The sequence below is a fragment of the Pseudomonas sp. H1_D04 genome (assembly GCF_054683855.1).
Genome location: NZ_CP162826.1, coordinates 2,734,322 through 2,749,069, shown reverse-complemented (window position 1 = coordinate 2,749,069; position 14,748 = coordinate 2,734,322). Strand labels below are relative to the sequence as shown.

Here is a 14,748-nt window from a genome sequence, read left to right as displayed (position 1 = left end):
ACGCCATGCGTGTCGCCCTGTACCAATGCCCGCCGCTGCCACTGGAAGTGGCGGGCAACCTCAAGCGCCTGCGCCAGCTCGCACACGAAGCGACCGGCGCCGATGTGCTAGTGCTGCCGGAGATGTTCCTGACCGGTTACAACATCGGCGCAGAAGCCGTCGGGGCATTGGCCGAAGCGCAGGATGGCGAGTCTGCCCAGAGCATTGCCGACATCGCGCAAAGCGCCGGACTGGCCATTTTGTATGGTTATCCTGAGCGGGCCGACGATGGGCAGATCTACAACGCCGTGCAGCTGATAGACGCCAACGGCCAGCGCCTCTGCAACTATCGCAAGACCCATCTGTTCGGGGATCTGGACCATTCGATGTTCAGTGCCGGCGACGATGACTTCCCACTGGTGGAGCTCAACGGTTGGAAGCTGGGATTCCTGATTTGCTACGACCTGGAGTTCCCGGAAAACACCCGGCGCCTGGCCTTGGCCGGGGCCGAATTAATACTGGTGCCCACCGCCAACATGGTGCCGTTCGATTTCGTTGCCGACGTCACCGTGCGGGCGCGGGCCTTTGAAAACCAGTGCTACGTGGCCTATGCCAACTATTGCGGGCACGAAGGCGAGATTCAGTACTGCGGCCAAAGCAGCATCGCCGCACCGGATGGCCAGCGCATCGCCCAGGCCGGTCTGGATGAAGCCTTGATTGTCGGCACGTTGGATCACCAATCGATCCTCGACGCCCGCGCCGCCAATCACTACCTGCAAGACCGTCGCCCCGAGCTTTACGGCCCGCTGCACAAGCCCTGATCCGATGGGTTTGTTAGCATAGGCACTTGCCCCGTTCTGGAAGTGCCCATGCCTGTCCCGGCCCACCCTTATCCCGTTCATTTGACCCTGGCCAACGGCCTGCGGGTTTGCCTGCGCCATGCGCCACGTTTGAAGCGTTGCGCCGCAGCGTTAAGGGTGGCTGCCGGCAGCCATGACGTACCGTTGGCTTGGCCTGGTCTGGCCCATTTTCTTGAGCATTTGTTGTTTCTCGGCACCGAGCGGTTTCCCAGCGGTGAAGGGTTGATGGCCTACGTACAACGTCACGGTGGCCAAGTGAATGCCAGCACCCGCGAACGCACCACGGACTTCTTCTTTGAACTGCCCGTTCCGACCTTTGCAGAGGGGCTTGAGCGGCTGGCAGACATGCTGACCCATCCGCGCCTGACGCTGGAGGATCAACTGCGCGAGCGCGAAGTGCTGCACGCAGAGTTTGTCGCCTGGTCTCAAGATGCCAAGGCTCAGCAACAGGTGGCGCTGTTCGAAGGCTTGGCGGCGGATCATCCGTTGCGTGGTTTTCATGCCGGCAACCGCGACAGCCTGCCGGTGGAGCGCGAGGCGTTTCAACAAGCCTTGCGGGAATTCCACACACATTTCTATCAGAGCGGGCAGATGACTTTGAGCCTTGCCGGTCCGCAGTCGCTGCAAGAGCTGGAAGCCCTGGCGCAGCAGTTCAGTGTGCAACTGGTCTCTGGCCCGCAACATCCGCAGGCGTCGCCACCGGCCCTGATGCAAGGCCAGGCTCGGCGGTATCAGCACACCGAAGGCGGACACCTGCACCACGTCATCGCCTGTGACGTACCCCGCGAAGCACTGGATTTCCTCTGCACTTGGCTAAACGCCTCTGCACCGGGCGGGCTGCTCGCTGAGTTGAAAGCACGGCAATTGGTCAGCGCACTGCAGGCGTCAGTGCTGTACCACGCCGCCGGACAAGCAGTGCTGGATATCGACTTTACGCTCGGTACCGCAGACAAACCGGCGACACACATTGAGGCACTGTTGCACGACTGGCTGAGCTTTTTCTCACACAGCGACTGGACTCCGCTGCGCGAAGAGTTCGCGCTGCTGAACGTGCGACAACAACAGATCCAGGGCGCCCTGGCATTGGCCCGAAACGACAGCGACGATCTGGGTGAACAAGGCATCGCCGCGCTCAAGGCCCTGTTTGAATCACTGCAACTACCGCCCGCCGAACATCGCTGGCAACTCCCATCGAACAATCCGTTCCTGCGCCCACCGGTCAAGCAAGAGCGCGCAGGCCTGATCCGCGGCCAAACCAGCGCCCACCGAGGGCTGCGAACCTTTGCCCAGGATCGCTCGCGGGGTCGCCGGGAGGTAGCGGCGCTAACATTCAGCCAGGCCTTGGCGGATGACAGCGACGAAGGCGCGCTGTACCTGCAATGGCGGTTTGGCTCGCCAGTTGCCGCCGGGGTGGAAAGCAGCTTGCAGCCCTTGCTTGAAAATGCACGTCAGGCGGGTGTTGAAGTGTCCTTTGAAGCCACCGGTAGTGACTGGCTGGTGAAGATGACCGGTCTGCACGAACCCATGCCGGCCGTGCTGGAGGTCTTGGCGCAAAGCCTGAATCAGCCGCAAGAAGCTGTCATCGCGCCACCTCCCATGATCCCAATCCGAGCGTTGCTCAAGGCGCTGCCCTCCTGCTGCGCCGCTGGTAATGTCGACCCCCACGAGCAGCCTGCATCCTGGGCCACCGCACGCTGGCATGGCCTGGGCCTGGGTTTACCCATCGCAACTCAAGCGTTGATCAAAGCGGCCGCCGCCCGTCTGCCTGGGCAACCTGCCCACATCGAACAAACACTGCAAAACCTCAGTGGTCAACGCGTGTGGCATGAGATAAAAACCAGCTCCACCGAAGCCGCCTTGCTGCTGTTTTGCCCGACCCCGAGCCAATCCCTGGCCGATGAAGCGTCGTGGCGACTGCTTGGACACCTGCTCCAAGCTCCTTTCTACCAACGCCTGCGGGTTGAGTTGCAGTTGGGCTACGCAGTATTCAGCGCAGTCCGACAGATAAACGGGCAAACCGGCCTGTTGTTTGGCGTGCAGTCTCCCAGCGTGTCCCTGGAAGGCATCGTTGAGCACCTGGAAACCTTCCTGGCCCAACTGCCGGCGTTGGTCGGCAGTTTCGAAGATCTTGGCAACCTTGCCCTGGCTCAACAATTTTCACCTCAGGCGTTGCCGGTCGCCCAAGCTGCCGAGCTGCTGTGGCACGCACACTTGGCCGGCCATCCGTCGGGTTATCTCACGCACATTCAGCAACTGATCCACAGCGTTAGCCGTGAAGACCTGCTGCTGGCCGCCCAGCAATTGAATGACGCCCGAGGTGGCTGGCGCTATGTAGCCAATGGCCCGGAGACGTTGAGCGCCTGAAAGCCAGCAGGCTGATCATTGCCAACCCTGCAACAGGCTTTTTCCACCAAGACAGCGCTAACCTGACAAGAATTGAGTAACATTCCTACGCACACATCTGAACATCTCCGACTGGAGGTGGACTATATGTATTACTTGGTAGTAAACGTCCCATCACTTCGTAGGAGTAAGAATATGACTTGGTCCAAACCTGCTTACACTGATCTGCGCATCGGTTTCGAAGTCACCATGTACTTCGCCAGCCGTTAATCCGCTGGGTAATACAACGCCTCGGTTCGCCCGGGGCGTTTTTGTTTTGAGCTTTGCGTGATGGAGTAACCATGTTCGTCCAGATTCTAGGTTCCGCCGCCGGCGGTGGTTTCCCGCAGTGGAACTGCAACTGCGTGAACTGCGCAGGTTTTCGTGATGGCAGCCTGCGGGCCCAGGCACGTACCCAGTCGTCCATCGCGATCTCCGACGATGGTGTGAATTGGGTGCTGTGCAATGCCTCCCCGGATATTCGCGCACAGCTGCAAGGCTTTGCGCCGATGCAACCGGGCCGTGCCCTGCGCGACACCGGCATCAGTGCGATCATCCTGATGGACAGCCAAATCGACCACACCACGGGCCTCTTGAGCCTGCGCGAAGGCTGCCCGCACCAGGTGTGGTGCACTGACATGGTCCATGAAGACCTAAGCACCGGCTTCCCGCTGTTCACCATGCTCACCCACTGGAACGGCGGTCTGGCCTGGAACCGCATCGAACTGGACGCCAGCTTCACCATCCCGGCCTGCCCGAATCTGCGCTTCACTCCATTGCCACTGCGCAGCGCTGCGCCGCCTTACTCGCCGCACCGTTTCGACCCGCACCCCGGCGATAACATTGGCCTGATCGTTGAAGACCTGCGCACCGGCGGCAAACTGTTCTACGCCCCGGGCCTGGGCAAAGTCGACGCGCCGCTGTTGGAGATCATGGCCGGCAGCGACTGCCTGCTGGTAGACGGCACGATGTGGGACGACGATGAAATGCAGCGCCGTGGCGTCGGTACCCGCACCGGTCGCGAGATGGGCCACCTGGCGCAAAACGGCCCCGGCGGCATGCTGGAAGTGCTGGAGCAACTGCCGGAGCAGCGCAAGGTGCTTATCCACATCAACAACACCAACCCGATCCTCGATGAAGATTCTCCCGAGCGGGCGGAGCTGGTGCGGCGCAATGTCGAAGTGGCTTACGACGGCATGAGCATTGAATTGTAGGAGCAGACGACATGACTGACACACCGTTGACTACCGCCGAATTCGAAGCCGCCTTGCGCGCCAAGGGCGCCTTCTACCATATCCATCACCCTTACCATGTGGCGATGTACGAAGGCCGTGCCAGCCGCGAGCAAATCCAGGGCTGGGTCGCCAACCGTTTCTACTATCAGGTGAACATTCCCCTGAAGGACGCCGCGATTCTGGCCAACTGCCCGGACCGCGAGATCCGTCGCGAGTGGATCCAGCGCTTGCTCGACCACGATGGCGCTCCCGGTGAGGACGGCGGTATCGAAGCCTGGCTTCGCCTGGGCGAGGCAGTCGGCCTCGACCCGGACCAACTGCGCTCCCAGGAATTGGTGCTGCCCGGCGTACGGTTTGCGGTGGACGCCTACGTCAACTTCGCCCGTCGCGCCAGTTGGCAGGAGGCCGCCAGCAGCTCGTTGACCGAACTGTTCGCGCCGCAGATCCACCAGTCGCGCCTCGACAGTTGGCCGCAGCATTACCCGTGGATCGACCCAACCGGCTACGAATATTTCCGCACTCGCTTGGGGCAGGCCCGTCGCGATGTGGAGCACGGCCTGGCGATCACCCTGCAGCACTACACCACCCGCGAAGGCCAGGAGCGCATGCTGGAAATTCTCCAGTTCAAACTGGACATCCTGTGGAGCATGCTGGACGCCATGAGCATGGCCTACGAACTCAAACGTCCGCCGTATCACAGCGTGACCGAGCAGCGGGTCTGGCATAAAGGGATCACCCTATGAGCTTTGATCGCAGCAGAACACCGACCTGGCGCCAGGGTTATCGCTACCAGTACGAGCCTGCGCAAAAGGGCCATGTGCTGCTCTACCCTGAGGGCATGATCAAGCTCAATGACAGCGCCGCGTTGATCGGTGGTTTGATCGACGGCGAGCGCGACGTGGCCGCAATCATCGCCGAGTTGGATAAACAATTCCCAGGTGTGCCTGAGCTCGGTGATGACATCGAGCAATTCATGGAGGTCGCCCGTGCTGAGCACTGGATCACCCTTGCCTGAAAAGCCGGCCATTGGCCTGCCGCTGTGGCTGCTGGCCGAGCTGACTTACCGCTGCCCGCTGCAGTGCCCGTATTGCTCCAACCCGCTGGACTTCGCCGAGCAGGGCAAGGAACTGAGCACCGAGCAGTGGATCAAGGTATTTCGCGAAGCCCGGGAAATGGGCGCCGCGCAGCTGGGGTTTTCCGGCGGTGAACCGCTGGTGCGTCAGGACTTGGCCGAGTTGATCGCCGAGGCTCGCAAACTGGGGTTCTACACCAACCTGATCACTTCCGGCATCGGCCTCACCGAGCAGAAGATCAGCGACTTCAAGAAGGCCGGCCTGGACCATATCCAGATCAGCTTCCAGGCCAGCGACGAACAGGTCAATAACCTGCTGGCCGGCTCGAAAAAAGCCTTCGCGCAAAAGTTGGAAATGGCTCGTGCGGTGAAAGCCCACGGCTATCCGATGGTGCTGAACTTCGTCACCCATCGGCACAATATCGACAAGATCGACCGCATCATCGAGTTGTGCATCGCGCTGGAAGCGGACTTTGTTGAACTCGCGACCTGCCAGTTCTACGGCTGGGCGCAGCTCAATCGTGTTGGGCTGTTGCCAACCAAGGAGCAGTTGGTGCGCGCCGAGCGCATCACCAACGAATACCGCGCCAAGCTCGAAGCCGAAGGCCATCCGTGCAAGCTGATCTTCGTCACGCCGGATTACTACGAAGAACGCCCGAAAGCCTGCATGAACGGCTGGGGCAGCATCTTTCTGACCGTCACGCCAGACGGCACCGCCCTGCCCTGCCACGGCGCCCGACAGATGCCGGTGCAGTTTCCGAATGTGCGCGACCACAGCATGCAACACATCTGGTACGACTCGTTTGGCTTCAACCGCTTTCGCGGCTACGACTGGATGCCAGAGCCATGCCGCTCATGCGACGAGAAGGAAAAGGACTTCGGCGGCTGCCGTTGCCAGGCCTTCATGCTCACGGGGGATGCGAGCAACGCCGACCCGGTGTGCAGCAAGTCCGAGCAGCACGGCATCATCCTGCAAGCGCGGGAAGAGGCCGAACACGCCACCCAGACCATCGAGCAACTGGCCTTTCGCAATGAGCGCAATTCACGGCTCATCGCAAAAGGCTAACAGCCTCAGCGCTTGGCGATGATGTACACCGCGTGGATGATCCCAGGGAAGTAACCGCACAACGTCAGCAGAATATTCAGCCAGAACGCGCCGCCGAAGCCTACTTGCAGAAACACACCCAGTGGCGGCAGCAGAATGGCGATGATGATACGAATGATGTCCATGGGTCAGCTCCAAAAAATCGGCTCGTGTGAGCCGTGTAGCTAATCGACCTTTGCCATTCGTGAGGGTTCAGTGAATTCTGGCATTGAGCCATCCTGTAACGAGCAGGCAAAAAAACGCCCCCAGCCAAAAGAATCAGGCTGGAGGCGCCGCGTATACCGCGAGACGGTTCAGAAAAATGGGGTTAAACAGCGATGCCCTTGCGGCATTGCAGCTGTGCGGTACGCACGCGGGAGAACGCGCGAGCAAGGCGCAGGAGCATTTCGTCAATGTTGCTTTTGCTCACCGTCAGCGCTGGCGTGAAGCGTAGGCAGTCAGGTTGCGGGGCGTTGAGGATCAGGCCTTCTTGCAGTGCGGCGCTTACTACGGCATCGGCAGAATCATCCGACAACGTCAGCCCCCACATCAGGCCCTGGCCGCGCAGTTGGCCGTGGTCGTAGCGATAGGCCAGACGAGTGAGGCCTTCGCCAAGATAAAGGCCGGACTCGCGCACATGCTCAAGAAAGCCATGCTCCAGCACGGTATCGAGTACCGCCGCGCCGGCTGACGCCATCAACGCATTGCCGTGATGCGTGCCTTCCAATTCGCCTACTTCGAAACAACACGCCTTGCCACGCGCCAGCAGCGCCGCCAGGGGCACGCCGCCGCCCAGACCTTTGCCGAGGGTGATGATGTCAGCGCGTACACCGTACTGTTGTTCGGCCAGCAACGTGCCGTAACGACCGAGGCCTGTCTGCACTTCGTCCAGGATCAGCAGGATCCCCAGTTCACGGCACAAGCGCTCAACGCCCTTGAGGTAGCGCTCCGTCGCAGGGGTTACGCCGGCACCCTGGATCGGTTCGAGCATGATGGCTACGGTTTGAGCATCGACAGCAGCGTGCAGCGCCGGCAGGTCGTTGAAAGGCACATGGCTGAAACCAGGCAATTGCGGTTCGAAACGGTTTTCCAAAGTACCGGCCGATGCAGCCAGCGCCGCGAAACTGCGGCCATGGCAACCGTTGCTGGCACTGATGATGCGGTACGCGCCACCACGATGCAGCTGACCCCATTTGCGCGCCAGCTTGATCGCCGCTTCACAGGCTTCCGCGCCACTGTTGAGCAGGTAAGCCTGGTCGCTGCCGGTACGGTGACACAAACGGTCGACGAGGTTGAGTTGGGCACGGTTATGCAGACCCACGCCGGGGTTGATCAACGCTTGGGTCTGGTCACTCAGCGCTTTGATCAACACCTGGGGGCTATGGCCGAGGCTATTGGCGCCATTGCCTTGGCTGAAGTCCAGGTAAGCGCGGTCGTCGCTGTCCCACAACCAGGAACCTTGGCCACGCACGAAGACTTGCGGCGGCCTCGCCACCGTGGGCATCAAGGATTCGCTGGACGGATCATCGTGCTGCGTATCCAAGACCAAATCGTCCAGGCTAGGCGCGGCGCGGCGAATAGAGAACAAGTTCACAGATCCCCCCCGATAGCAACCGAGCAAGTCGCGAAGACTGCCTGTGAATTTTTTGAGTTGCCTATGTAAACGCTATCAACACAAACACTGTTCATTGCCTGATCTGGCCCTGTAAGCCCTGCGAATAGGCGCTAGACTAGGCGCCTAAAGGGCTAACAGCCATTTCGATTTTTCAGCTTTTTCGATAAGAAAGACTTATGGATTTCAAGCAACTGCGTTATTTCGTCGCGGTGTATGAAGAGGGCCATGTAGGCCGTGCCGCCGAACGTCTGTCGATTTCCCAACCAGCGTTGTCGCAACAGATTCGCCAACTGGAGCAGAACCTGGATGTGAGCCTGTTCGAGCGCAGCAGCAAACGTCTACTGCCAACCCTGGCCGCTCACACGCTGTACAACCACGCGTTGCCGTTGATAGATGGCATGCAGCAAGCCGTCGAAGCGCTGCGCAACTTCAAGGGCCAGGCCCTGCGCACCTTGGCTATCGGCGTGCTGCAAACCGTGCACACCAGCCTGGTGCCGCAGATGCTTGAGCGCGTACGCAAGGCCCAGCCGCATCTGGTGGTGCAGATTTACGAATTGACCGGGCTTGAGATTGAACGGCGGCTGCTCAATGGTTCGCTGGACATCGGCATCAGTTACCTGCCACCCCGTCAGCCGGGATTACATGGCGTGCTGCTGTATGAAGATGAGTTGAAAGTGGTCATTCCGGACGATCATCCCCTGCGCGAATTCAAGAAAGTCTCGCTGAAACAGGCGGCCGAGTTGCCGATGTTGTTGCTGGGGGAAGAGTTTCAAATCAGGCAGATCTGGCAGGGCCAACTCGCCAACCTTGGGCGACGGCCACAAGTCCAGGCTGAGCTCAACACCATGGTGGGGATTCTCGACAGCCTGCCCCATACCAAACTGGCAACGGTGCTGCCGGGGCGCTCCCAGGACGAACACAACAGCCAGATGCTGCTGTGGAAACCCTTGAGTGAACCGAGGGTGCCGCTGAAAGTAGGCTTGGTGTGCCGTGACGTGCAGCGCCAGCAAGCAACAGTGGCACTGCTGCGCACCTTGCTTGAAGACGTGATGAATGCCCCGCAGGCGCCGGCCTGACTTTTTCGCGGGCAAAAGAAAACCCCGCCGAAGCGGGGCTTTGCAGACTGTTTCCCTGACATCCATTTCACTCCGCCGTCCTGGCAGAATCCTACGTGTCCGTGTTGTTTCTTTGCGCTTCCTGCGCGACGTCCATGTGAAGTAGATTATCCGTGGATCCAATTTGGCGATAGAGGACGAATAGCAGCACGTCATGTAAGAGAATGCTTACACGCCCTCGCCCCCCTTAAAACAGTGCCTCATCCATCAAAAACAGTGATTCGCTACCGGCCTTTACCGACGCACTCAGCGAGTGAATACGCGGCAGCAGGCGCGCAAAGTAGAAGCGCGCGGTCCCCAGCTTGCTGGCGTAGAAGTCTTCTTCAGCCTCTTTGCCCAACGCGGCCTTGGCCATACGCGCCCACATGTAGGCGTAGGCCATGTATCCAAACGCATGCAAATACTCCACTGAGGCCGCACCGATTTCGTTCGGGTTGGTCTTGGCGCGATCCAGCACCCAGGCCGTCAACTCATCGAGGTTGTCCACCGCCGCACTCAGCGGTTTGGTGAACTCAGCCAGGTCGGCGTTCGAGTGAGCAATGAACTGGCGGATCTCGTCGGCAAACAAGGTGTAGAACGCCCCGCCGCTGCCCACGATCTTGCGCCCCATCAAGTCCAGGGCCTGAATGCCGTTGGTGCCTTCGTAGATCTGGGTGATGCGCACATCACGCACTAATTGCTCTTGGCCCCACTCGCGGATGTACCCGTGGCCACCAAACACCTGCTGGCCGAGCACCGTGGTTTCCAGGCCCAGGTCGCTGAGGAACGCTTTGGCCACCGGCGTCAGCAATGCCACCAGGTTATCCGCACGCTCACGGGCTGCGGCGTCTTCGCTGAACTTTGCGATATCCAGCTGCGTTGCCACGTAGGTGGAGAACGCGCGGCCGCCTTCGTTCGCAGCTTTCATGGTCAGCAGCATGCGGCGCACGTCCGGATGGACGATGATCGGGTCAGCGGCTTTGTCTTTCGCCTGAGCGCCTGTCGGTGAGCGGCTTTGCAGACGATCACGCGCATACTCAATCGCGTTCTGATAGGAACGCTCGCCGGACGCCAGGCCCTGGATACCCACACCCAGACGCTCGTAGTTCATCATGGTGAACATCGCCGCCAGCCCACGGTTAGGCTCGCCCACCAGGTAACCCACGGCTTCGTCGAAGTTCATCACGCAAGTAGCGGACGCCTGGATACCCATCTTGTGTTCAATGGAACCACAGCTCACCAGGTTGCGCGCGCCGAGGCTGCCGTCGGCATTGACCATGAACTTTGGCACCAGGAACAGCGAGATCCCCTTAGGCCCGGCCGGCGCATCCGGCAGCTTGGCCAAGACCAGATGGATAATGTTTTCGGTGAGGTCGTGCTCGCCACCGGTGATAAAGATCTTGGTCCCGCTGATTTTGTAGGAGCCGTCCGTCTGAGGTTCGGCCTTGGTCCGGATAATCCCCAAGTCTGTGCCGGCATGGGCCTCGGTCAGGCACATGGAACCGGCCCATTCACCGGAATACATCTTCGGCAGGTAGGCAGCCTTGAGCTCTTCGCTGGCGTGGGTGTTGATCGATACGCACGCACCAGACGTCAACATCGGATACAGGCCAAACGCCAGGCTCGACGAGTTGATCATCTCTTCAACCTGGGCCGACACCGCCTTGGGCATGCCCATACCGCCAAACACCGGATCGCCGCCGACACCGACCCAGCCGCCTTCAGCGTAGGTTTTGTAGGCCTGTGGATAACCGTCCGGGGTAAACACTGCGGTGTTATCCCAGCGGCAGCCTTGCTCATCGCCACCGCGACTCAGCGGGGCGATGGATTTGGCGGTGACTTTGCCGGCTTCCTCGAGGATCGCCTCGACAGTTTCGGCGTCAACGCTGTCTGCCAATGCCGGCAATTGGGCCCATGTATTGGCGACCTCAAAAACTTCGTTGAGGACGAAGCGCATATCACGCAGCGGCGCTTTGTAATCAGCCATGGCAAACCTCGTGAGAACGGGAAAAGTGATTCGATAGGATCGGTTTTACAGGCTCCGAGTGTACCCGAACAACTTTTCAGACACATAGGGTCCACTTGTGACTGATTGGTATTTTTAAGTCACTACAGTGCAAATGCCTCCGCTGGCAGACTCATCAGGCATTCGCTGCCGGCTTGCACAGCGGCGCGGTGGGTTGTGGTACGCGGCAGCAGACGCTTGAAGTAGAACTCGCACGTGGCCAGCTTGGCCTTGGCAAACTCGACATCGTCATGGGCCTGCGCCGCAATCGCCATGCGCAGCCACAGGTAGGCAAGGACGATGTAACCGCTGTACATCAAGTAATCCACGGCAGCGGCGCCCACTTCGTCGGGATTTTTCATCGCGGCCATGCCGACCTGGGTGGTCAACTCGCCCCACTCCTGGTTCAACTGATTGAGCTGCGCCACATAGGCCTTGAACTGCGGATGTTCGGCATTCGCGGCGCAGAACTTATGCACAATCTTGGTAAACCCGCGCAGCAACTTGCCCTGGCTGCCCAGCACCTTGCGCCCCAGCAGGTCGAGTGCCTGAATGCCGTTAGTGCCTTCATAGATCGGCGCAATCCGCGCATCGCGAGCCAACTGCTCCATGCCCCATTCGCGGATATAGCCATGGCCGCCAAATACCTGCATGCCGTGGTTGGTCACTTCCAGCCCGGTGTCGGTCATAAAGGCTTTGCAGATCGGCGTGAGGAACGCCAGCAGGTCTTCGGCTTCCTGGCGTTGAGCGGCGTCGCTGCTCAGGTGTGCAGTGTCGAGTAATTGCGCGGTGAAGTAGGTCAGCGCGCGATTGCCTTCGTTGAAGGCTTTCATGGTCAGCAGCATACGACGCACATCGGGGTGCACGATGATCGGGTCGGCGGCTTTGTTCGGCGCCTTGGCGCCAGTCAGGGAGCGCATTTGCAGGCGGTCGTTGGCGTATTTGATCGCGCCCTGAAAGCTCGCCTCGCCGTTGCACAGGCCCTGCATGCCGGTACCCAGCCGCGCGTGGTTCATCATGGTGAACATGCAATTGAGGCCTTTATTGGCCTCTCCAATCAAAAAGCCCTTGGCGCCGTCGAAGTTCAGCACGCAGGTGGCCGAGGCCTTGATGCCCATCTTGTGCTCGATGGAGCCGCAGTGCACCGCGTTGCGTTCGCCGGAGTCAGCGTGGAACTTGGGCACGATAAACAGCGAGATACCTTTGGTGCCCGCGGGTGCATCCGGCAGTTTGGCCAACACCAGGTGGATGATGTTGGCGCTCATGTCGTGCTCACCGGCCGAGATGAAGATCTTGCTGCCGGTGATCGCATAGCTGCCATCGGCCTGGGGCACGGCGCGGGTCTTGATCAGGCCCAGGTCGGTGCCGCAATGGGCTTCGGTGAGGCACATGGTGCCGGTCCATTCGCCTGCGGTGAGTTTGCCCAGGAACGTGGCCTTCTGCTCTTCCGTCCCGTGGGCGTGGATCGCCGACATCGCGCCGTGAGTCAGGCCCGGATACATGCCCCATGAGGTGTTGCTGGAGCCGATCATCTCGCTGAGCACCAGGCCCAACGATTGCGGCAAGCCCTGGCCGCCGTAAGCCGGATCCGCCGCCACACCGTGCCAACCGCCTTCGACGTATTGGGCGAAGGCTTCCTTGAAGCCCTTGGGCGTGGTCACGACGCCATTGTCGAAATGGCAGCCCTCTTCATCACCGCTGCGGTTGAGTGGCGAGAGCACGTTCTCGCAGAATTTGGCGCCCTCTTCGAGGATAGCGCTGACCATGTCCGGGCTGGCGTCGGTTGCGCCCAGCGCGGCGTAGTGACCGTGGAAATCAAATACGTTGTCGATCAGAAAGCGCATGTCGCGCAGGGGAGCTTTGTACTCAGGCATGGTCATGTCTCCGGCAGCAGATGGTCTCAACCTACTGCTGGCCAGCGTCGCAAACAATCACTGTAGAACCGCTGAATACACCGCCATTACTTAACCGGCAGCGCTGTCCATACGCACCGCGCCACGGCGCGTCTGCCCGGCGGCAATCACGCAGTTACGCCCGGCGCCCTTGGCCGCATACAGCGCCTGGTCGGCGGACTTGAGGACTTCTTCGGAGCTGCGCTGCTCGGCCTGGCGTTCGGCCACGCCGATACTGACCGTCACCGACACACTCGTCGCGCCGCTGCCCGCCCGGCGCTGACGGCCTTGTTGATCATCCTGGGGACGGTCCGCGTTGCGCAGCTTAATGTCATAGTTGGCGATAATTTCGCGGATTTCCTCTAGGTGCGGCATGCACTCATCCAGGGTTTTGCCGGCAAACACCACGGCGAACTCTTCACCGCCGTAGCGGTAGGCGCGTCCACCGCCATTGACCTTGGACAACTTGCTCGCCACCAAGCGCAGCACTTGGTCACCCACATCGTGACCATGGGTGTCATTGAAACGTTTGAAGTGGTCGACGTCGGTCATCGCCAACACATAGTTGCGCCCCAGCCGCTGCATGCGCTCGTTGAGGGCGCGGCGTCCCGGCAGGCCGGTCAGCTCATCGCGGAACGCCATTTGATAGGCCTCATGGGCCACGCCGGCCGCGATCATCAACATCACCTGGCTGCACATGATGTTCAGGGTGAACGGCAGGATGAAGGTTTTCGGCAGCATCCAGAACAGCCCCAGCAACCCCACCAATTGCGCCGCGTGCAGCGGGCGCGGCTGGTACCAGTATTGGGCGGCGAGGGTGAGAAAACCGATCAGGAACATCGGGTACGACAACTGGATCAGGCTCATCCAGGTCCCGTGCAGCGCCGGCCAGCGGATCTCCGCCAGCCAGTTCAGCACCGCTTGGGGATAACTTTGCTCCAGGGCCAGCGCCACGCTGCCTATCGCCAGTACCACAGCGCAACGGGCCACGAAGTCGCGGAACAGGTGGGTTTTCTCCTGCCACAGCGCGTAGATGCTGAACAGCAGCGGCAACAACAGGCAACACAGATGAAACACCACGGCAGCGTCTTCGCGCACGCGGCCGTTGTCGCGATAGAAATCGGTCTGGGTATCGAGCAGGAAGTAGGCGATGTACACCGTGATCATCAAAAACAGCTCACGCTGGCGCCGATACACAGCGCAGTACGAACCGCCGAGCAACAGCACCAAGGTTGGCAACACATTGAACAGTGACGTGAAGAAGACGTTGAGGTCCTTGACGTACGCAGCCGAGAGCCCGGCCAGCAAGAGCAGCAACGAAGGGAGGAAATGACTGAAACGAACAGCGGACACGCGTGACAAGGGTAGAACTCCGACCCGCAAAAATGATGGCTATGTGCCTTAGCGCGGACAGTTAAGCACACCCTGCCTGTCACGTATCACATTGCCATCACTGTAACGGCAGGCGGCGACAATCCCTGAGCGCTGCGCTGTGTTTTTTATCGCCCATAAAAAAACCGCCGCTTCCAA

Annotated in this window: 13 protein-coding genes; 8 read left to right on the top strand and 5 right to left on the bottom strand. The window is 60.2% G+C overall.

Annotated features, from left to right (window positions below; all coding sequences use genetic code 11):
• The first annotated feature begins 5 nt into the window (after positions 1-5).
• From AB4N82_RS12625 to pqqE, 7 genes are all read left to right on the top strand, one after another.
• On the top strand, positions 6-800 hold the full coding sequence (locus tag AB4N82_RS12625) for a carbon-nitrogen hydrolase family protein (RefSeq protein WP_122681314.1): 795 nt from the start codon (positions 6-8) through the stop codon (positions 798-800).
• A gap of 48 nt (positions 801-848) precedes the next feature.
• On the top strand, positions 849-3,203 hold the full coding sequence (gene pqqF, locus AB4N82_RS12620; protein ID WP_122763578.1) for a pyrroloquinoline quinone biosynthesis protein PqqF: 2,355 nt from the start codon (positions 849-851) through the stop codon (positions 3,201-3,203).
• Between the two features lie 174 nt (positions 3,204-3,377).
• A complete protein-coding gene (gene pqqA, locus AB4N82_RS12615) occupies positions 3,378-3,452 on the top strand; it encodes a pyrroloquinoline quinone precursor peptide PqqA (protein ID WP_003194766.1) in 75 nt (24 codons plus the stop codon).
• A 71-nt stretch (positions 3,453-3,523) separates the two neighbouring features.
• On the top strand, positions 3,524-4,435 hold the full coding sequence (pqqB, locus tag AB4N82_RS12610) for a pyrroloquinoline quinone biosynthesis protein PqqB (RefSeq protein WP_032883902.1): 912 nt from the start codon (positions 3,524-3,526) through the stop codon (positions 4,433-4,435).
• A gap of 11 nt (positions 4,436-4,446) precedes the next feature.
• Positions 4,447-5,199, top strand: a complete 753-nt coding sequence (pqqC, locus tag AB4N82_RS12605; RefSeq protein WP_099601639.1) for a pyrroloquinoline-quinone synthase PqqC — start codon at positions 4,447-4,449, stop codon at positions 5,197-5,199.
• Positions 5,196-5,471 carry a pyrroloquinoline quinone biosynthesis peptide chaperone PqqD gene (pqqD, locus tag AB4N82_RS12600; protein WP_095185054.1) on the top strand — a complete coding sequence of 92 codons (276 nt, stop codon included), beginning with the start codon at positions 5,196-5,198 and terminating at the stop codon, positions 5,469-5,471. The genes pqqC and pqqD overlap by 4 nt, the downstream gene beginning before the upstream one ends.
• Positions 5,464-6,594: a pyrroloquinoline quinone biosynthesis protein PqqE gene (gene pqqE, locus AB4N82_RS12595; protein ID WP_095185055.1), complete on the top strand. Its 1,131-nt coding sequence runs from the start codon at positions 5,464-5,466 to the stop codon at positions 6,592-6,594. The genes pqqD and pqqE overlap by 8 nt, the downstream gene beginning before the upstream one ends.
• Positions 6,595-6,599: 5 nt before the next feature.
• Here the strand turns inward: pqqE and AB4N82_RS12590 are convergent, their stop codons facing one another.
• Together AB4N82_RS12590 and AB4N82_RS12585 are read right to left on the bottom strand one after the other, a co-directional pair.
• Positions 6,600-6,758, bottom strand: a complete 159-nt coding sequence (locus AB4N82_RS12590; protein WP_003194776.1) for a YqaE/Pmp3 family membrane protein — start codon at positions 6,756-6,758, stop codon at positions 6,600-6,602.
• Positions 6,759-6,940: 182 nt separating this feature from the next.
• Entirely contained in the window at positions 6,941-8,206 is a 1,266-nt protein-coding gene (locus tag AB4N82_RS12585; RefSeq protein ID WP_122763579.1) for an aspartate aminotransferase family protein, read from the bottom strand.
• A gap of 197 nt (positions 8,207-8,403) precedes the next feature.
• On the opposite strand from AB4N82_RS12585, the gene AB4N82_RS12580 reads away from it, so the two are divergent.
• Positions 8,404-9,303: a LysR family transcriptional regulator gene (locus AB4N82_RS12580; RefSeq protein WP_032883909.1), complete on the top strand. Its 900-nt coding sequence runs from the start codon at positions 8,404-8,406 to the stop codon at positions 9,301-9,303.
• A gap of 226 nt (positions 9,304-9,529) precedes the next feature.
• Here AB4N82_RS12580 and AB4N82_RS12575 read toward each other — a convergent pair whose 3' ends face one another.
• The 3 genes from AB4N82_RS12575 to AB4N82_RS12565 form a co-directional block, all read right to left on the bottom strand.
• Positions 9,530-11,308: an acyl-CoA dehydrogenase C-terminal domain-containing protein gene (locus AB4N82_RS12575; protein WP_032883911.1), complete on the bottom strand. Its 1,779-nt coding sequence runs from the start codon at positions 11,306-11,308 to the stop codon at positions 9,530-9,532.
• Between the two features lie 122 nt (positions 11,309-11,430).
• A complete protein-coding gene (locus AB4N82_RS12570) occupies positions 11,431-13,200 on the bottom strand; it encodes an acyl-CoA dehydrogenase C-terminal domain-containing protein (protein ID WP_032883912.1) in 1,770 nt (589 codons plus the stop codon).
• Positions 13,201-13,290: 90 nt separating this feature from the next.
• A complete protein-coding gene (locus tag AB4N82_RS12565) occupies positions 13,291-14,580 on the bottom strand; it encodes a GGDEF domain-containing protein (RefSeq protein WP_099601641.1) in 1,290 nt (429 codons plus the stop codon).
• Positions 14,581-14,748: the final 168 nt, after the last annotated feature.